Source organism: Streptomyces odonnellii (assembly GCF_000981895.1).
GTDB lineage: Bacteria > Actinomycetota > Actinomycetes > Streptomycetales > Streptomycetaceae > Streptomyces > Streptomyces odonnellii.
In genome coordinates, this window is sequence record NZ_LATD01000161.1 from 1 (window position 1) to 18,406 (window position 18,406).

Annotated in this window: 15 protein-coding genes; 7 read left to right on the forward strand and 8 right to left on the reverse strand. The window is 71.2% G+C overall.

All coding sequences use genetic code 11. The features are described 5' to 3' along the window. The 3 genes from WH07_RS40385 to WH07_RS16485 all read right to left on the reverse strand — a co-directional run. The coding region (locus tag WH07_RS40385; protein WP_052744431.1) for a protein kinase family protein at window positions 1–2,631 on the reverse strand (2,631 nt) is incomplete at its 3' end. Window positions 2,632–2,944: 313 nt separating this feature from the next. Beyond that, window positions 2,945–4,855 carry a serine/threonine-protein kinase gene (locus WH07_RS16480; protein WP_046500673.1) on the reverse strand — a complete coding sequence of 637 codons (1,911 nt, stop codon included), beginning with the start codon at window positions 4,853–4,855 and terminating at the stop codon, window positions 2,945–2,947. Window positions 4,856–5,109: 254 nt separating this feature from the next. Then, a complete protein-coding gene (locus WH07_RS16485) occupies window positions 5,110–6,816 on the reverse strand; it encodes a glycerol-3-phosphate dehydrogenase/oxidase (protein WP_046500674.1) in 1,707 nt (568 codons plus the stop codon). Between the two features lie 320 nt (window positions 6,817–7,136). Between WH07_RS16485 and WH07_RS16490 the strand changes: the two genes are divergently transcribed. Genes WH07_RS16490 through WH07_RS16500 form a run of 3 tightly spaced genes read left to right on the forward strand, consistent with a single transcriptional unit; the run spans window position 7,137 to window position 8,971 of the window. Beyond that, a complete protein-coding gene (locus WH07_RS16490) occupies window positions 7,137–8,399 on the forward strand; it encodes a nucleotide sugar dehydrogenase (protein WP_046500675.1) in 1,263 nt (420 codons plus the stop codon). A 57-nt stretch (window positions 8,400–8,456) separates the two neighbouring features. Then, window positions 8,457–8,657 (forward strand): hypothetical protein, encoded by a 201-nt coding sequence (locus WH07_RS16495; RefSeq protein WP_046500676.1) that lies wholly within the window; start codon window positions 8,457–8,459, stop codon window positions 8,655–8,657. After that, window positions 8,654–8,971 (forward strand): type II toxin-antitoxin system PemK/MazF family toxin, encoded by a 318-nt coding sequence (locus tag WH07_RS16500; protein WP_106409595.1) that lies wholly within the window; start codon window positions 8,654–8,656, stop codon window positions 8,969–8,971. Before WH07_RS16495 ends, WH07_RS16500 begins: the two co-directional genes overlap by 4 nt. A gap of 132 nt (window positions 8,972–9,103) precedes the next feature. Here the strand turns inward: WH07_RS16500 and WH07_RS16505 are convergent, their stop codons facing one another. The 4 genes from WH07_RS16505 to WH07_RS16520 all read right to left on the reverse strand — a co-directional run bounded on the left by WH07_RS16505 (window position 9,104) and on the right by WH07_RS16520 (window position 13,602). Continuing rightward, a complete protein-coding gene (locus WH07_RS16505; RefSeq protein ID WP_046500678.1) occupies window positions 9,104–10,228 on the reverse strand; it encodes a GuaB3 family IMP dehydrogenase-related protein in 1,125 nt (374 codons plus the stop codon). Between the two features lie 177 nt (window positions 10,229–10,405). After that, a complete protein-coding gene (guaB, locus tag WH07_RS16510; RefSeq protein WP_046500679.1) occupies window positions 10,406–11,908 on the reverse strand; it encodes an IMP dehydrogenase in 1,503 nt (500 codons plus the stop codon). 175 nt (window positions 11,909–12,083) lie between these two features. Beyond that, complete coding sequence (locus tag WH07_RS16515; protein WP_030351487.1) at window positions 12,084–12,659, reverse strand: sigma-70 family RNA polymerase sigma factor; 576 nt, start codon at window positions 12,657–12,659, stop codon at window positions 12,084–12,086. A 331-nt stretch (window positions 12,660–12,990) separates the two neighbouring features. Further along, entirely contained in the window at window positions 12,991–13,602 is a 612-nt protein-coding gene (locus tag WH07_RS16520; RefSeq protein WP_003948568.1) for a response regulator transcription factor, read from the reverse strand. A gap of 437 nt (window positions 13,603–14,039) precedes the next feature. Between WH07_RS16520 and WH07_RS16525 the strand changes: the two genes are divergently transcribed. Then, the gene (locus WH07_RS16525) at window positions 14,040–14,426 is read left to right on the forward strand and encodes a WhiB family transcriptional regulator (RefSeq protein ID WP_046500680.1); all 387 of its coding nucleotides are present in this window, start codon (window positions 14,040–14,042) and stop codon (window positions 14,424–14,426) included. Between the two features lie 97 nt (window positions 14,427–14,523). Here WH07_RS16525 and WH07_RS16530 read toward each other — a convergent pair whose 3' ends face one another. Continuing rightward, on the reverse strand, window positions 14,524–15,414 hold the full coding sequence (locus tag WH07_RS16530) for a LysR family transcriptional regulator (protein WP_046500681.1): 891 nt from the start codon (window positions 15,412–15,414) through the stop codon (window positions 14,524–14,526). A gap of 149 nt (window positions 15,415–15,563) precedes the next feature. Between WH07_RS16530 and WH07_RS16535 the strand changes: the two genes are divergently transcribed. The 3 genes from WH07_RS16535 to WH07_RS16545 all read left to right on the forward strand — a co-directional run. Continuing rightward, window positions 15,564–16,238 (forward strand): MOSC domain-containing protein, encoded by a 675-nt coding sequence (locus tag WH07_RS16535; RefSeq protein ID WP_046500682.1) that lies wholly within the window; start codon window positions 15,564–15,566, stop codon window positions 16,236–16,238. Window positions 16,239–16,480: 242 nt separating this feature from the next. Continuing rightward, window positions 16,481–17,995, forward strand: coding sequence for a multicopper oxidase family protein (locus WH07_RS16540; RefSeq protein ID WP_079023286.1), 1,515 nt, complete (start codon window positions 16,481–16,483; stop codon window positions 17,993–17,995). 21 nt (window positions 17,996–18,016) lie between these two features. Further along, a partial coding sequence (locus WH07_RS16545; protein WP_046500684.1) for an SDR family NAD(P)-dependent oxidoreductase occupies window positions 18,017–18,406 on the forward strand: 390 nt, incomplete at its 3' end.

Genomic DNA, 18,406 nt, shown 5'->3' on the forward strand with positions numbered 1-18,406 from the left:
CCGGCCACCGCCGCCGCCCCGCGCGCAGCCGCCGCCGTGCCCCCGGTCCAGCATGCCCTCCAGCCGGTCGTACGACGCCTCGTGCTCGTGCGAGCGCGGCTGCGCGTGGGACTGGGCACGTGGGTGGGACTGGGCATGGGGCTGTGGGTGGGCGTAGGGCTGCTGGTAGTGGGGCTCGGGCCGGTGCTCGGGCTGAAACTGGCGCTGCTCGTCGAGCCCGCCGTCGGCGCCTTTGTCCTTGCGCGGCTCCTTGCCCTTCTTGTGACGGTGGCGCCCCGCGTCGCCCTTGCGGCCCCAGCGCTTGCGCACCAGTTCGCCGCGGCGGCGCTTTATCGGCAGCTTCGTCTCGTCCGCCGGTATCGGTACGACATCCTGGCCCGCCTCCGGCTCGGGCGCCGACCGGATCAGCGACCGCAGCCAGCCGCGCAGCTCCTCGAAGTCCGGCCGCTCGGTCGGGTCCTGACGCAGCAGCGACTCGACGACGGGGCGGAGCGGACCGCACTCCTCGGCGAAGGCGGGCGGCTCGGCGCAGACGAGCTGGACCAGCTCTATGGCGCTTTCCTCGGGGTACGGGGCGTGCCCTTGCACCGCGCGGTAGAGCAGCGCGCCGAGCGCCCAGAGGTCGGTGGCGGGTCCGATGGGCGGCGCGAGCTGCCAGTTCTCATGGACGGGCCCGGCCTGCTCGGGCGCCCACCGCTCGGTGACCGCGCCGACGACGGCGATCCGGGCCTGCCGGGCGCGCTCGGCGGCGAGGGGGGTGGCGGGCCCGCGATAGGCGGGCACGGAGGCGCTCGCCACGACCTCGTCCCACCGCCCGGCCCCGGCACCCTGTCCGGCCACGGCGGGCAACCGGGCATCCCGCCGGGCGTCGGCCCGCAGAGCGTCACTGGACCCACCGGGGGCCCAGCCCCCGGATCCGGGCCCGGAGTACGGGGTCTCACCACCGCGGGCGACAACGACATCGGCACGGGGCTTCCCGCCGCCGGCACCGGTCGGCGAGGGCGCGGGCCGGTCCGCTCCGTAGGGGTCGCCGGACGGGGTCGTACCCCAACCGCCCTCGGCGGCACGGGGGCCGGGCACCTCGCCGGAACCACCCGCGCCGGGCGGAAGCGCGGGCGCGTCGGCGCCCGGCGTGGCCGGACCCGGCTCCTCCGGCGTCGTCGCCGGGGAGTCCCAGCGGCCCCCCGCGGCCGGGAGGCCGGTCGTCCGGGGTGCGTCGGTCCGGTCCTGGCCGGGGGACGCGGCCCCCGGCCGGTCCGTACCGCCGCCCTGGGACGGGATGCCCGACGTGCCCGACACGAAGGGGCCCGCGGAGTTCGGGCCGTACGGGCTGCCGCCCGCGGGGACGGAGCCCGAGGCGTCGTTCCATTGGTTCGGACCGTCGCGCCAGGTACCGGCGAGCTGCGCGCGGTACGGCGTGGGCGGGTCGTCGTCCTCGTCGGTGTCCTGCTCCTCGAACGCGCGGGGCTGCGCCCACCAGTCCGGGTCCTGGCCGCCCTCACGCGGCGGCTCCTGCGGCTCCTGCGGGCCCTGTGGCCCTTGCGGCCCCAGGCCGCCGCCCGTACCGGGCTCCGGCAGCGGCGGAACCGCGGCGCCGCGCTGGTCCTCGCTGGCACGCGCGGCGGCGCGCGCCCCCGCGCGGTACGCGGCGATCGCTCCGGCGCGCGCGGCCCGGATGTCCCCCGAGGCGGTCCCGCCGGGCAGGGCGGCACGCCCGCCGTACGGAGCGGGTATCCCGGGCGTACCGGTGTGCGGGCGCGGCATCGCGCCGGACGTGCCGGACGAGGTGCCGTCGCCGTACGGGCTCTCCGAGGCGTGGCCGGTGCCCAGCGCGGGGCGGCCCGGCGCTCCTGGCACCCCCGCCGTCGGCCCCGGGTCGTACCCCAGCGCTCGCGTGGCGTCCTGGGTCTCGGGCCCCGGCAGTCCGTCCGACGGCCCGAACCGCTCCCGCTGCCCGAGCTGTTCCGTACCACCGGTCTCCTGGCCGGGGGCCGACTCGGGTCCCGGGCCCGCGCCGGGGGCCGGCCCGTCCGAGTCCGGCGGCTCCGGCACCGGCGCGTATCCGCAGAGCGCCTCCTCCGCCGCGCCGGCCGCGAGCCCGGTCAGCACGACGCGGCCGTCGTCGCAGACGAGCACCGTGCGGACGGTGATGTTCCGGTGGGTCCAGCCGTGCGCGTGCACGACCCGCACCGCGGTGAGCACATCGGACGCGATCTCGGCCGCGCGGAACGGATTCAGCGGCTTCTCGGCGAGCAGCGCGGCCAGCGGTCTGGCGGCGACGAGTTCACTGACTATCCACAGCGAGCCGCCGTCCGCGAAGACGTCGAAGACCTGGTCGAGCCGTGGATGGTCCGGGATCTGCGCGGCGCTCTGCGCGGCCTCTATGGCCCGCCGCACCGCCGGATCGCTCGCTCTGCGCGGCGCCCGCCCGGGGACCCGGCGCGGTACGGCGGCACCGTCCGCGTCGACGACCTCCGCCTCCACGACCTCCGGCAACGGCACTTGCCTGACGAGGACTTCCTGCCCGCTGTACGTGTCAAACGCCCGGGTCTCGACGAGTTCGTACTCGTCGGACGGCGGCAGCGGCAGGCGATAGCGGTCGGCCAGCACCCGCCCCGCGTAGTCGTCCACAACGCCTCCCCACAAACACGCTGTCTCCCGGTCCCGGAGACCCGCGAAACCGCCAATTCCGGTCGTTTACCGGCTCATTGTGGCTGCGTACGGTTCGCGGGTTCTCACGATACGTGGCCGCAGGCGAACATGCCTCAGGGTCGCGGCAACCCGCTGCGGAACGTTTACATCCGGTCCCGGAAAAGCGGTCACCACAACGGCCTGAATTCCGCGGTCCGTTCAGCCCTCGGCCGGCCCCCGGCAGTCCGCGTCGGGGCCCGGTCGGTCCGGGCAGTCCGTGGCCGGCCCCCCCGGCCGGTCCGGCAGTCCCTGGTCAGTCCTTCGGCCGGAACGTCGCGAACGCCGTCTCGCGCAGCGTCCGGCACTCCTGCCCGTCCCACTCGTCCGACCTGCAACTCACCATGATCGAGTAGCCATGCGTCGCGTCGATCTTGAAGCCGCGGTTGAGGATCTTGATCCGCCGGCCGTTCTGATCGCGCTCGAAGCTCCAGTCGGCGACGGTGGGATAGCCCCTGTAGTCGACCTTCTTGATACCGAGAAGCCGGTAGTTGGTGCTGGTGCCGCGGACCGCCGACTCAAGTCCCTGCCAGGCGGCCACCGCGTCATCGGTCGGGCTGTCGTTGAAGTCGACCTGGACGCGCGGGAATCCGCCGTTCGCGCTGTATATGCCACCGGAGTTCTGCCCGGCTATGCCGGTTCTCTTGAACCCTTCGGGCATCGCCATCGTGAACCGGAACCGCCCGTCGCTGACCTTGGTGTACCCGGCGGGCAGAGCGCCGCCCCCGCCCTCCTTGCCGCCGGAACCACCGGAACCGTCCGAGCCGCCGGAACCGCCCGGGTCACCCGACGCGTCGGCGCCAGAACCGGAACCGGAGTTCCCGGACTCCTTCCCCGCCGAAGCCGGTGTCTCTCCCTGCCCGTTGCCGTCCTCGGCCGCGCCCTGATCCGGGCCCTTCGCCTTGTCCGCGCCCTTGGCGCCGTCGTCGGCGCTGGCCGACGACGGCGTACCGTCCGTACCGTTGTCGGCCGTGTGGCCGTCGTCCCCGGTCAGGGCGACGGTCAGGACGGTGGAGATCAAGGCCACCGCGGCGACGATCGCGATGATCACCAGGGTGCGCCGGGGCACCACATCGGTGAGCGACGCCCGCGGCGGCGCGGGCCGCGCGGGATCGGGACGGTGCGCCGCCGCCCCGAGGGCCGCCGCGCCCGCCCGGCCCGCGCTCGCGTCGCCGGCCGAACGCACCTGCGTACGACCGGACTTGTCCTCCACGGGCAGCGGCGGCAGCGGTACGACCCGGGTGGCGTCGGGACCCGGCTCGGGCAGCCCCGGGGGCGCCTCGGGCGCCTCGATGATCTCCTTGAGAAGTGCCCGCGCGCCCGCGTCGTCGAGCCGCTGCGCCGGATCCTTGGCGAGCAGCCCGTAGATGACCTCCTCCAGCGGGCCGGCGTTCTTCGGCGGGTCGAGCGGCTCGGTCATCACCGCGGTCAGGGTGGCGATGGCGGAGCCCTTGTCGTACGGCGGGCAGCCCTCCACCGACGCGTACAGCAGACCGCCCAGCGACCACAGGTCGGCGGCGGGCCCCGGCTTGTGGCCGCGGGCGCGCTCCGGCGAGATGTACGAGGGGGCGCCGACGAGCATGCCGGTCGACGTGACCGAGGGGTCGCCCTCGACCTGGGCGATGCCGAAGTCCGTGAGCACCACGCGCCCGTCCTCGGCGATCAGCACGTTGGACGGCTTCACATCGCGGTGCAGGATGCCCTCGCGGTGTGCCGAGCGCAGTACGTCGAGGATCGCCAGGCCCACCTCGGCGGCGCGCTTCGGGGTCAGCGTGCCGTCCTCGCGGACCGCCTCGGCGAGCGACTTGCCCTCGATCAGCTCCATGACGATCCAGGGCCGGTCGTCCTCGTCGACGACGTCGAACACCGTGACCGCGCCGCTGTTGCGGATCCGCGCGATCGCCTTGGCCTCACGCAGCGTCCGCGTGATGAGCCGGCGCTTCTCGTCCTCGTCGATGCTGGAGGGGAAGCGCAGTTCCTTCACCGCGACCGTACGCCCGAGGGTCTCGTCCTGGGCCCGCCAGACCGTACCCATCCCGCCACGGCCGAGCACCCCGGTGAGCCGGTACCGGCCCGCGAGCAGACGCCCCTCCGGGCTGCCGGCGCTCTTCTCCTCGTCCCGCTGGGGCTCCCGCGCCGTGTCCCGCGACTGCTCCGACTCCGACATGCGTCCCCTCTGCGATCCCTGATCCTGGCCCGCGACTGCCGCCCGCCCGCCCGCGCGGTGCCGTAACGCGCCCTGACAGAGCCTTCATTGTCCCTCACCCCGGGACCGCCGCCGCTCCCGGGTCCTGGGTACATCATGGCCTTGTTCGTACTTGACACAAATGTGCTGGGTACGCGTGTGCCGGATGGGGACGGAGTGAGTGAAGACACGGCGAGCACGGGTATTGGCGCATACTCGCCGTCGCCGGCCGGATGTCAGATCGCCACGATGTCCGGTGCGCCGAGCCGGGCCGCGTCCGCCGTCTGGTCGTCCGGCTGCCGCTGCGACTCCCGCTCCGCCTCGACCCTCTTCTCGTAGTACTCCACCTCCCGTTCGATCTGGTCCTTGTCCCAGCCGAGCACCGGCGCCATCAGCTCCGCGCACTCCCGGGCGCTGCGGGTGCCCCGGTCGAAGGTCTCGATGGAGATCCGGGTCCGCCGGGTCAGCACGTCCTCAAGATGGCGCGCCCCTTCGTGCGAGGCCGCGTACACGACCTCGGCGCGCAGATAGTCCTCGGCCCCGCCCAGCGGTTCGCCGAGGCCGGGATCGGCGGCGATCATCTCCAGCAGCTCCTCGACCAGCGTCCCGTACCGGTTCAGGAGGTGCTCCACGCGCGCCACATGGATACCGGTGCGCGCGGCCATCCTCGCCCGCGCGTTCCACAGGGCGTGATAGCCCTCGGCGCCGAGCAGCGGCACATCCTCCGTGACGCACTCCGCCACCCTCAGATCGAGGCCGTGCACCGCCTCGTCCACCGCGTCCTTGGCCATCACCCGGTACGTCGTGTACTTGCCGCCGGCGACCACCACCATCCCGGGCACCGGATGCGCGACGGTGTGCTCGCGCGAGAGCTTGCTGGTGGCGTCCGACTCCCCGGCGAGCAGCGGGCGCAGCCCGGCGTACACCCCCTCGACGTCGTCCCGCGTCAGCGGAACGGACAGCACCGAGTTGACCCGCTCCAGCAGATAGTCGATATCGGCGCTGGAGGCCGCCGGATGGGCCTTGTCCAGGTCCCAGCCGGTGTCGGTGGTGCCGACGATCCAGTGGCGGCCCCAGGGAATGACGAACAGCACCGACTTCTCGGTCCGCAGGATCAGCCCGGTCGAGGAGTGGATCCGGTCCTTGGGCACGACGAGATGAATGCCCTTGGACGCGCGGACATGGAACTGCCCCCGCTCGGCGATCAGCCCCTGGGTGTCGTCCGTCCACACCCCGGTGGCGTTGACGATCTGCTTGGCGCGGATCTCGTACTCCCCGCCGGCCTCGACATCCTGCACGCGCGCGCCGACGACCCGCTCGCCCTCCCGCAGAAAGCCGACGACCCGCGCGCCCGAGGCCACTTGGGCGCCATAGGTCGCCGCCGTGCGCACCAGGGTCGCCACATAGCGCGCGTCGTCCATCTGCGCGTCGTAGTACTGCAACGCGCCCACCAGCGCGTCCTTCTTCAGACAGGGCGCCACCCGCAGCGCGCGCCGGCGCGAGAGATGACGGTGCACCGGCAGCCCGCGCCCATGCCCCGACGACACCGACATCGCGTCGTACAACGCGACGCCCGTGCCCGCGTAGAGCCGCTCCCAGCCCTTGTGCTGCAAGGGATACAGGAACGGCACCGGCTTCACGAGATGCGGCGCCAGCTTCTCCAGCAGCAGCCCCCGCTCCTTCAGCGCCTCCCGTACGAGCGCGAAGTCGAGCATCTCCAGATAGCGCAGCCCGCCATGGATCAGCTTGCTGGAACGGCTCGACGTGCCCGCCGCCCAGTCGCGCGCCTCGACCAGCCCGGTCGACAGACCTCTGGTCACGGCGTCGAGCGCGGTCCCGGCCCCGACCACACCCGCGCCCACCACCAGTACGTCCAGCTCCCGCTCGGCCATCGCCGCGAGCGCCTGGACGCGCTCCGCGGGTCCCAGTGTCGCTGTCCTCACCGCTGCCTCCCGTAGTCCCCCGACTGTCCCCCCACTGTTCGGGCCCCGTCCGAGCCCCGTCCGATGCGGGCAGGCCCCGACCGATCGGGCTCCCACCATCGATTCTGTCCGCACCACGCGACTTCAGCCACCGGCTGTGGATAACCCCGGTCACACCGGCCGTCACAGGGGAACCGCTCGGCGGAGAAACGGGCGTGCCCGGCCGCGCAATACCACAGAACGGTCATATTTACGCCTAGTCTGACATTGCGCTTCCCCATTCTGTCCACCGGGCTTGCGCTCTCTGTCCACTTCGGCTAAGGGAAGGACGGCCCACCTCCATGCCCGCAGATCTCGCCGTCATCGGACTCGGTCACCTCGGCCTGCCGCTCGCCCAGGCCGCCGCGGCCGCCGGTATCGACACCATCGGCTACGACACCGACCCGCGGCCCGTCGCCGAGCTGGCGGCGGGACATCCGCCCGTCGAGGGCTCGCTCACCGCCTCGGAGATCCGCCGGATGCTCTCGGGGGGCTTCCGGCCGACCACCAACCCGACCGAGCTGGGCCGGGTCCGTACCGCCGTCATCTGCGCCCCCACCCCCCTCGGCGCCGACCGCACCCCGGATCTGAGCGCGGTCGGCGAGGCGGCCCGCGCCCTGGCCGCGCGGCTGCGCCCGCACACCACCGTGCTGCTGGAGTCGCCCGTACCGCCCGGCACCACCGAGGGCTTCCTCCGCATCCTCCTCGAAGAGGGCTCGGGCCTGCGCGCCGGGCGCGACTTCCACCTCGCGTACTCCCCCGGCCGACTCGACCCCGGCAACCGCACCCATGGCTTCGCCAACACCCCCAAGGTGATCGGCGGCCTCACCCCCGCCTGCACCGAATCTGCCGCCACGTTCTACGGCCGGCTGACCGACAAGGTCGTACGGGCGCGCGGCCCGCGCGAGGCCGAGACCGTCAAGCTCCTCGAAACCAACTTCCGGCATGTCAACATCGCCCTCGTCAACGAGATGGCCGTGCTCTGCCACGACCTCGGCGTCGACCTCTGGGACGTCATCCGCTGCGCCGAGACCAAGCCCTTCGGCTTCCAGGCGTTCCGGCCGGGACCCGGCGTCGGCGGCCACGGCGTGCCCATGGACCCGAGCCATCTGCCGTGCGAGGGGAGCACACCCGGGCATCCGCTGCGCATGGTCGGGCTCGCGCAGGAGATCAACACACGGATGCCGCGGTACGTCATCCAGCGCTGCGCCGCCCTCCTCAACGAACACGGCAAGTCGGCGCGCGGCGCGCGGATCCTGCTCCTCGGCGTCACCTACAAACCGGACCTGGCCGACCAGGAGAGCTCACCGGCCACGGAGATCGCCTGCCGGCTGATGGACCTGGGCGCGACGGTCAGCTACCACGATCCGTACGTCCCGGACTGGCGCGTACGCCAACTTCCCGTGCCCCGCGCGGACTCGCTCTACGAGGCAGCGGCCCAGGCGGACCTGACGCTGCTGCTCCAGCACCACCGTACGTACGACCTCCAGGGCCTGGCGGTCAAGGCGCAACTGCTGCTGGACACGAGAGGAGCGAGTCCGGCGGGCGCCGCGCACCGCCTCTGAACTGCGGAGTTAAACATTTGTTGGACAGATGCCACACATCAGGGTAGCCTCGACGGCATGGCAGCGACCATAGGGTTCCGGCCCACTGACGAGGACGAGCGCATCATCCGGACATCGATGCGCGAGGGCGAACGTACGAGTGACGTCATCCGGCGCGCCCTGCGGCTGCTGGAGCGGGAGTCCTGGCTCGTCCAGGCGCGGACGGACGCCGAGCGGCTGGCCGACGAAGACGTCTCGTCCGACGAGGACGCCTGGTGATCCGAGGCGCCGTCTATCGCGTGGACTTGGGCGACGCGAAGCGCGGACATGAGCAGCGGGGCAGGCGCTACGGGCTTGTCATGAGCCCGAGTTCGATGCCCTGGAGCGTGGCCACGATCGTCCCGACGTCCACCAGTGCGCAAGCGGCCGTCTTCCGTCCCGAGCTGGAGATCGCCGGCTCCCTCACCCGCCTGCTCGTCGATCAGATCCGCACCGTCGACGTCGCGTTCATCCACGGCGACCCGGTGCACTTCCTCGACCGGGATGAACTAGCCGAAGTTGAGCACGCGATCAGCCACTACCTGGGCCTCTGACACGAAACACGAAGATGCCCGGACCGGGGGCGTATGCCGGTCCGGGCACCATTCCTGTACGTCATCTACGTACGCCGAGGGCTCCGCTCGTACGGCACACGTCCCGTACGAGCGGAGCCCTCGGCAGAGAACTCAGCGGCGGTGCTGCGAATCCGCCACCGTCACCTCCACCCGCTGGAATTCCTTGAGTTCGCTGTAGCCCGTGGTCGCCATCGCCCTCTTCAGCGCGCCGAAGAAGTTCATCGAGCCGTCCGGGATGTGCGAAGGCCCCGTCAGGACCTCCTCCGTCGTCCCCACGATCCCCAGATCCACCAGCTTGCCGCGCGGCACGTCCTCGTGGACCGCCTCCATGCCCCAGTGGTGCCCCTTGCCCGGCGCGTCCGACGCCCGCGCCAGCGGGGAGCCGATCATCACCGCGTCCGCGCCGCACGCGATCGCCTTGGGCAGGTCGCCGGACCAGCCGACCCCGCCGTCCGCGATGACATGCACGTACCGGCCGCCGGACTCGTCCATGTAGTCCCGGCGGGCCGCCGCCACATCCGCGACGGCCGTGGCCATCGGCACCTGGATGCCCAGCACATTGCGGGTGGTGTGCGCGGCGCCGCCGCCGAAGCCGACCAGCACGCCCGCCGCGCCCGTACGCATCAGATGCAGCGCCGCCGTGTACGTGGCACAGCCGCCGACGATGACCGGCACATCCAGCTCGTAGATGAACTGCTTCAGGTTCAACGGCTCGGCGGCGCCCGAGACATGCTCCGCGGAGACCGTCGTCCCGCGGATGACGAAGATGTCCACGCCGGCGTCCACCACGGCCTTGGAGAACTGCGCGGTGCGCTGCGGCGAGAGCGCGGCCGCCGTGACCACGCCCGAGTCGCGCACCTCCTTGATGCGCTGCCCGATCAGCTCTTCCTTGACCGGCTCGGCGTAGATCTCCTGGAGCCTGCGGTTGGCGCTCGGCCCGTCGAGACCGGCGATCTCGTCGAGCAGCGGCTGCGGGTCCTCGTACCGGGTCCACAGACCTTCCAGGTTGAGCACACCCAGACCGCCCATCTCACCGATCCGGATGGCGGTCGACGGGGAGACGACCGAGTCCATGGGAGCGGCCAGGAAGGGCAGCTCGAACCGGTAGGCGTCGATCTGCCAGGCGATCGAGACCTCCTTCGGGTCCCGGGTGCGCCGGCTCGGGACGACGGCGATGTCGTCGAAGGCGTACGCCCTGCGGCCGCGCTTGCCGCGCCCGATCTCGATCTCAGTCACGATGTGTGGCCTTTCCCTCTGCGTCTGCGTTGTCCAGTATCCCCGAACCGCCCGGCGCACCCCCGGCGCATCCATGAGGGGCGGCCCCGGACCGCCGGGACCGCCCCTCATGTGCGTGCGCGGTGTGCGTGCGCGCTCAGGTGCGTGCTCAGTCCGCGAGCGCTCAGCCCTGGTCGCTCAGCTCTTGGTGTAGTTCGGCGCCTCGACCGTCATCTGGATGTCGTGCGGGTGGCTCTCCTTGAGCCCCGCCGAGGTGATCCGTACGAACCGGCCGCGCGCCTGGAGCTCGGGCACCGTACGCCCGCCGACATAGAACATCGACTGCCGCAGCCCGCCGGTGAGCTGGTGGACGACCGCGGAGAGCGGGCCCCGGTAGGGCACCTGGCCCTCGATGCCCTCGGGCACCAGCTTCTCGTCGGAGGCCACGCCCTCCTGGAAGTAGCGGTCCTTCGAGTACGAACGCTGCTCGCCGCGGGACTGCATCGCACCCAGCGAACCCATACCGCGGTACGACTTGAACTGCTTGCCGTTGATGAACAGCAGTTCACCCGGCGACTCCTCGCAGCCCGCGAGCAGCGAGCCCAGCATCACGGTGTCCGCGCCCGCGACCAGCGCCTTGGCGATGTCGCCGCTGTACTGGAGGCCGCCGTCGCCGATGACCGGCACCCCGGCCTCCTTGGCGGCGAGCGAGGCCTCGTAGATCGCGGTGACCTGCGGGACGCCGATCCCGGCGACCACGCGCGTCGTACAGATCGAGCCCGGGCCGACCCCGACCTTGATGCCGTCCGCACCCGAGTCGATCAGCGCCTGGGCGCCGTCGCGAGTGGCGATGTTGCCGCCGATGACATCGACCGCGGAGTTGGACTTGATCTTGGCGACCATGTCCCCGACCAGCCGGGAGTGGCCGTGCGCGGTGTCGACGACGATGAAGTCCACACCCGCCTCGATCAGCGCCTGGGCCCGTTCGTACGCGTCGCCCGCGACCCCGACGGCCGCGCCGACCAGCAGCCGGCCGTCCTTGTCCTTGGCCGCATTCGGGTACTTCTCCGCCTTGACGAAGTCCTTGACCGTGATCAGGCCCTTGAGGACTCCGGCGTCGTCGACCAGCGGCAGCTTCTCGATCTTGTGGCGGCGCAGCAGCTCCATGGCGTCCACACCCGAGATGCCGACCTTGCCGGTGACCAGCGGCATCGGTGTCATGACCTCGCGCACCTGGCGCGTACGGTCCGCCTCGAAGGCCATGTCACGGTTGGTGACGATGCCCAGCAGCTTGCCGCCCCGGTCGGTGACCGGGACCCCGCTGATCCGGAACTTGGCGCAGAGCCGGTCGGCCTCGACGAGGGTCGCGTCCGGATGGACCGTGATCGGGTCGGTCACCATGCCGGACTCGGAGCGCTTCACCAGGTCCACCTGGTTGGCCTGGTCGACGATCGAGAGATTGCGGTGCAGCACCCCGGCGCCGCCCTGCCGCGCCATGGCGATCGCCATCCGGGCCTCGGTGACCTTGTCCATCGCCGCCGAGAGCAGCGGGATGTTCACCTTGACGTTCTTGGAGAGGTACGAGGAGGTGTCGATGACGTCGGGCGACATGTCGGACGCGCCCGGCAGCAGCAGCACGTCGTCGTATGTCAGCCCGAGCGTCGCGAATTTCTCGGGCACTCCGTCGACGTTAGCGGTCATGACACCTTCCCCATATGGCCTTGATCGGTGCGGATGTCCATGCTAACGGGCTTCACGCGCCTCACATTCCACGCCCTTGCCGACCCGGACCCCGCCGCGCGCCGCCCGGATCGCCGCGAGGCGGCCGGCCGACGGCCCCGGAGCCCGCCGGGTGGCACCGGCCGGGCCACCGGGCTCACTGCTCGGCCAGCGCCCGCAGCCTGCTCAGCGCGCGGTGCTGGGCGACCCGGACCGCGCCCGGGGACATCCCCAGCATCTGTCCCGTCTCCTCCGCGGTCAGCCCGACCGCGACCCGCAGCACCAGCAGTTCGCGCTGGTTCTCCGGAAGATTGGCGAGGAGTTTCTTGGCCCACTCGGCATCGCTGCTGAGCAGCGCCCGCTCCTCGGGCCCCAGGGAGTCGTCGGGGCGCTCGGGCATCTCGTCGGACGGTACGGCCGTGGATCCGGGGTGGCGCATGGCGGCCCGCTGCAGATCGGCGACCTTGTGCCCGGCGATGGCGAAGACGAAGGCCTCGAAGGGTCTGCCGGTGTCGCGGTAGCGCGGCAGCGCCATCAGAACCGCGACACAGACCTCCTGCGCGAGGTCCTCCACGAAGTGCCGTGCGTCGCCGGGCAGTCTGTTCAGCCGCGTACGGCAGTAGCGGAGCGCGAGCGGATGAACACGGGCCAGCAGGTCGTGCGTGGCCTGTTCGTCGCCGTCGACGGCACGGTGAACGAGCGCACCGATCACCGTGGTCTCGTCATCGCGCATCGGACCATGGTGCCTTGGCCGCTGCTGATCGGTGGCACCGCGTCCGTAGTTGTGCACCGAAGCGTTATGAGCGGGTGCGGCAGAACTCATCCCCTGCGCCCTCCCCTCGCGCTCGTCCGACTCGTCCCCGAGGAACTCCACATCTCAAGGATGCGGCATCGCGCGGGAAACGGGCGCCCGCGGGCGTACGTTGTCCCGTTCCGCCAAGGGCTTGTCCGGCTCGGCCGGGGCCCGACCCTGCCCGGCTCGGCGCCGGATCCGCCCGGTTCCGCCCGGGTCCTGTCCGGCTGGACGGGACCCGGCGGCGGGCGGGGAGTGCGGGCCCACTGCCTCAGCGGACCAGGCCCCAGCGGAAGCCGAGCGCCACCGCGTGCGCGCGGTCCGAGGCGCCGAGCTTCTTGAAGAGGCGCCTGGCGTGCGTCTTGACCGTGTCCTCGGAGAGGAACAGCTCACGGCCGATCTCCGCGTTCGACCGGCCGTGGCTCATGCCTTCGAGCACCTGGATCTCGCGCGCGGTGAGCGTGGGCGCGGCGCCCATCTCGGCGGAGCGGAGCCGGCGCGGCGCGAGCCGCCAGGTCGGGTCGGCGAGCGCCTGGGTGACGGTGGCGCGCAGTTCGGCGCGCGAGGCGTCCTTGTGCAGATAGCCGCGGGCACCGGCGGCGACCGCGAGCGCGACCCCGTCCAGGTCCTCCGCGACCGTGAGCATGATGATCCGGGCGCCGGGATCGGCCGAGAGCAGCCGCCGGACCGTCTCGACACCGCCCAGACCGGGCATGCGTACGTCCATCAGAATCAGGTCGGACCGGTCGGCGCCCCAGCGGCGGAGGACTTCCTCGCCGTTGGCCGCGGTCGTCACGCGCTCGACACCGGGCACGGTCGCGACCGCGCGGCGGAGCGCCTCTCGGGCAAGCGGGGAGTCGTCGCAGACGAGGACGGATGTCATGACCGTCCTCCGCAGCTAGTGCGCGTCACCTTGAGCCTCCAGGCTGGGTACATATCGTCACCTGTGCGATTGACGCCCTCGGACATGTGCCCGAGCGCTCGTTCTCTCAACCGCCTCGCACACTCAACGACGGTCACTCGAAAGAGTTACGGGTCGGACGGTGGAGTTCGGCACTCCCTGTGAGGGGTCGCGCACAGAGGAGAGCGACGGCGCTCTTCCCGGGTTCTCCCGGCTTCACGCAGAGCTAATGCCCCATTTAGCGGCTTTTCTTCACTTTTGCTGGTGTCTGTGGCTAGATTCGCAATGAGTCATATTTACATCTACTTGGATAGTAGATGTACGGTCGTGAGCACCGGTGCGAGTTGCGCGTCGGGCTCGTACCCGGCGTCCACAGCGGCCCGTATCCGCCTCAGCACGGTTTCAAGGGGACATGAGCAATGGCAGATTTCTCCCGCCTTCCCGGACCGAACGCCGATCTGTGGGACTGGCAGCTCCTGGCGGCTTGTCGTGGCGTCGACAGTTCACTCTTCTTCCACCCCGAAGGCGAAAGGGGAGCCGCACGCAGCGCGCGAGAGAACTCGGCGAAAGAGGTGTGCATGCGCTGCCCGGTACGAGCGGAGTGCGCGGCGCACGCGCTGGCGGTGCGCGAACCGTACGGCGTGTGGGGCGGGCTGACCGAGGACGAGCGCGAGGAACTCATGGGCCGCGCCCGCACCCGGCTGATCACGGCGTCGGCCTCGGCTCCCTCGTCGTCGGCCCCCAACTCGGCACCCCCGTCGGCCAACGGCGGCGGCAACGGAGCCAACGGCCACTCCGACGATTGACGGAAGCCTGACGGAATCAACGAAGAAACGTTCCTGCAATCTCGGCTCCCGCCCTGTCGGAGCCCACTGGACCCCTGTCGCTCCAGCCCGCGAGGCATCAGCGCGCGGCGGCCAGGACCAGTTGATCCAATGTCGCCGCCACCGCCGGTACGGACGCCAGATCCGGCAGCGTCAGCGCGACGATCTCCCGGCGCACCGACGGCTCGACCGCGAGCGTACGGACCCCCTTGGGGCGTACGGACTCCAGCGCCAGCTCAGGCAGCATCGCCACCCCGAGACCCGCCGCGACCAGCCCGATCACGGCCGGATAGTCGTCCGTGGCGAAATCGATCCGGGGCGTGAACCCCGACTCCTCGCAGGCGTCGACGAGTTGACCGCGACAACGCGGACAGCCCGCGATCCACGGCTCGTCCGCCAGCTCCCCGAGCCGTACCGTCCCCGCGCCCGCGAGCCGGTGCCCGTCGGGGACCACCGCGACGAGCCGGTCCACCAGCAGGGGGCGTACGACCAGGTCGTCCCACTCCCCCGCGGAGCCGCCGTACCGGAACGCCAGCGCGACATCGCAGTCGCCGTCCCGCAGCAGCGCCGCCGAGGCGGGCGGCTCCGCCTCGACGAGCGAGACCCGGGTGCCGGGGTGGGCGGCGCGCAGCGCGGCGAGCGCGGCGGGCACCAGCGTGGAACTGCCGCTCGGGAACGACACGAGCCTGACCCGGCCCGCCCGCAGCCCCGCGATGGCCGCCATCTCCTCCTCGGCGGCGGTGAGTCCGGCGAGTATGCCCGTCGCGTGCCGTACGAGCACTTCCCCGGCCTCCGTGAGCCGGGTCTCCCGGCCGGTACGGACGATCAGCGGGGTGCCCGCGGACGATTCGAGCGCCTTCATCTGCTGGCTGACCGCCGGCTGTGTACAGCCCAGCTCGCGGGCCGCCGCCGAGAAGGAGCCGGTGGCGGCCACGGTGCGCAGTACGCGGAGATGGCGGGCCTCGATCATTTCTCCACCATAAGCGACTCTTTGGGAAGCCGCCAGATAATGGCGGATTACTTTGAGAAGCATGGGAGTTGAAACGCAGGAGTTCATGGAGCGGGCGGGGCGCGGAAATTCAAACGGGGCGGCAGAAGACGGCGGATAGCGTGGGGCGTATGAAACTTCTGACCGTGAATGTGGGGCGGCCGAAGGCCGTCGAGTACTCCGACGCACCGGGCGGCCTGACGGGTATCGACAAGCGTCCGGCCGACGGTCCCGTACGGGTGGCGGATCCCGGTCCCAAGGGCGCGGGCGGCAGCGGGATCACCGGGGACTCGGTCTGCGATCTGCGCCATCACGGCGGCAACGACCAGGCGGTGTACGCGTTCGCGCGGGAGGATCTCGACTTCTGGGAAAGGGAGTTGGACCGGCCGCTGCCCAACGGCGTGTTCGGCGAGAATCTCACCACCTCCGGGGTGGACATCACGGGTGCGAGGATCGGGGAGCGCTGGCGGATCGGCCCCGATGTGGTGCTGGAGACGACGAGCGGCCGGATTCCGTGCCGTACGTTCCAGGAGTGGCTCGGCGAGCGCGGCTGGATCAAGCGCTTCACCGGCCAGGCGGTGACAGGAGCGTATCTCCGGGTCATCACTCCGGGTGAGATCCGTGCGGGCGATCCGATCGAGATCGTCCACCGGCCCGCGCACGAGGTGACGGTGTCCCTGGCGTTCCGTGCCGTCACGACCGAACGGAATCTGCTGCCGCGCCTTCTCGCGGCCGGCGAGGCGCTCCACTCCGAGAAGCTGAGGAAGGCACGCGAGTACGTCGAGCGGTACGGGCAGGGCGTCTGAGACGGGCCCCCTCGACGGCAGGCGCCGAGCCCCTCAAGCCGTGTCCGGCAGGTGCTCGGCCCTTGCCGGGGACGGCGTCCCCTAAGGGTTGGTGTCCGTGGTGAAGTGGCCCTGACCTGGGGCTCGTTGGGCGGAATACTTCATGCGTAGGGGATGCCCCTGAGAGTGACGGGCGGGGTCTCGGGGGTGCCTCGGGGGCGCCCCCGATGAAGCGGGACCCGGCCCGCCGGGACGCTCGGATCATGTCTGGGTTCAAGCGTCTCCTCATCATTCTCGTGTCCTTCGGGATCGTCCTGACCGTGGCGGCCGGCGGCGGATTCCTCTGGGTGTACTCCGGCGCCAAGGTCTCCACGGCCGGCCGCGGCACCTTCCGTAACCAGCTCGCCGTACCACCGCTCGCCAAGTCGTCGGTCGGCCCCGACGGCACCCGGGTCTTCGACCTGCGGATGCAGGCCGGCGAGACCGAGTTCACCGCCGGGCAGAAGACCCCGACCTGGGGCTTCAACGGCAGCTACCTGGGGCCCACGCTGCGCGCCCAGCGCGGTGAGAAGGTCCGGATACGGGTCAGCAACACGCTGGACGAGGCATCGACCGTGCACTGGCACGGGATGCGGCTGCCCGCGACGATGGACGGCGGCCCGCACCAGATGGTCGCCCCCGGAGCGACCTGGTCACCGCACTGGAAGATCGACCAGCAGGCCGCGACGCTGTGGTACCACCCGCATCCGCACGGCGAGACCGAGGACCATGTCCAGCGCGGTCTCGCCGGGATGTTCATCCTCGACGACGCGAAGTCCCTCGGGCTCGGGCTGCCCGACACCTACGGGGTCAACGATCTGCCGCTGATCGTCCAGGACACGAAGTTCGACGGAGGCCGCTTCGACCACGGCCACGGGCTGTTGCAGACCGTCGGCTTCCTCGGGGACCGGACGATGGTGAACGGCACCCTCGACCCGTACCGCGTGGTCGGCGACGAACTCGTACGGCTGCGGCTCCTCAACGCCTCGTCCGCCCGCACCTATGACTTCGGCTTCGACGACGACCGGGAGTTCTCGCTGATCGCGACCGACGGCGGGCTGCTGGAGAAGGCCGCGCCCATGAACCGGATCCAGCTCTCGCCGGGCGAGCGCGCCGAGATCGTGGTACGGGTACGGCCCGGGGAACGCACCGTACTGCGCAGCTACCCGCTCTCCATCGGCCAGGACTTCTACAACCAGCGCTTCAACGGCGGCGACGACACCTTCGACGTACTGGAACTGCGCGCCCAGAAGCGGCTGCGGCACTCGCCCGCGCTGCCCGCCACCCTGGAGAAGCCCGAGATTCCGGACGGTTCGCATGCCGCGCGCGGGCGGTTCTTCAACCTCCAGGTGACCGGGATCAACGGCAGGCCGATGAGCATGGGCCGGATCGACGACACGGTCACACGTGGGGCCACGGAGATCTGGACCGTACGGAACACCAATGGGATGCCGCACAACTTCCATGTCCACGGCGTGCAGTTCAGGGTCCTGTCGGTGAACGGCCACGCACCGGAGCCGGCCCTGCGCGGCGCCAAGGACACCGTCTTCCTGCCGGACCGTACGACGGTGAAGCTGGCGATACGGTTCGACGGACCGGCCGACCCGAATGCCCCGTACATGTACCACTGCCATCTGCTCTACCACGAAGACCAGGGGATGATGGGGCAGTTCGTGGTGGTCGAGAAGGGGCAGCGGGCAGGTCGTCCATCTGCCGTCCACGCACATCAGGGCCACTGATCCAGGCACTAACGTGCCCGTATGACGACTGCTTTGATTACGGGCGCGACGGCCGGGATCGGCGCGGCCTTCGCGCGCCGGCTGGCGGCGGACGGGCACAATCTCGTCCTCGTGGCGCGTGACACCGCGCGCCTGCGGGACCAGGCCACCGAGTTGCACGACCGGCACGGCATCGAGGCCGAGGTGCTGACCGCCGACCTCTCCACCGACAGCGGAATCGCGTCGGTGGAGAGGCGGCTCTCGGACCGCAGACAGTCCGTCGATCTGCTGGTCAACAACGCGGGCTTCGGCAACAAGGGCCGTTTTCTCGAAGTCTCCATGGCCGACGAGCTGACCATGCTGAAGGTGCACTGCGAGGCGGTGCTGCGGCTCACCTCGGCGGGGGTGGCGGGCATGCGGGAGCGGGGCACG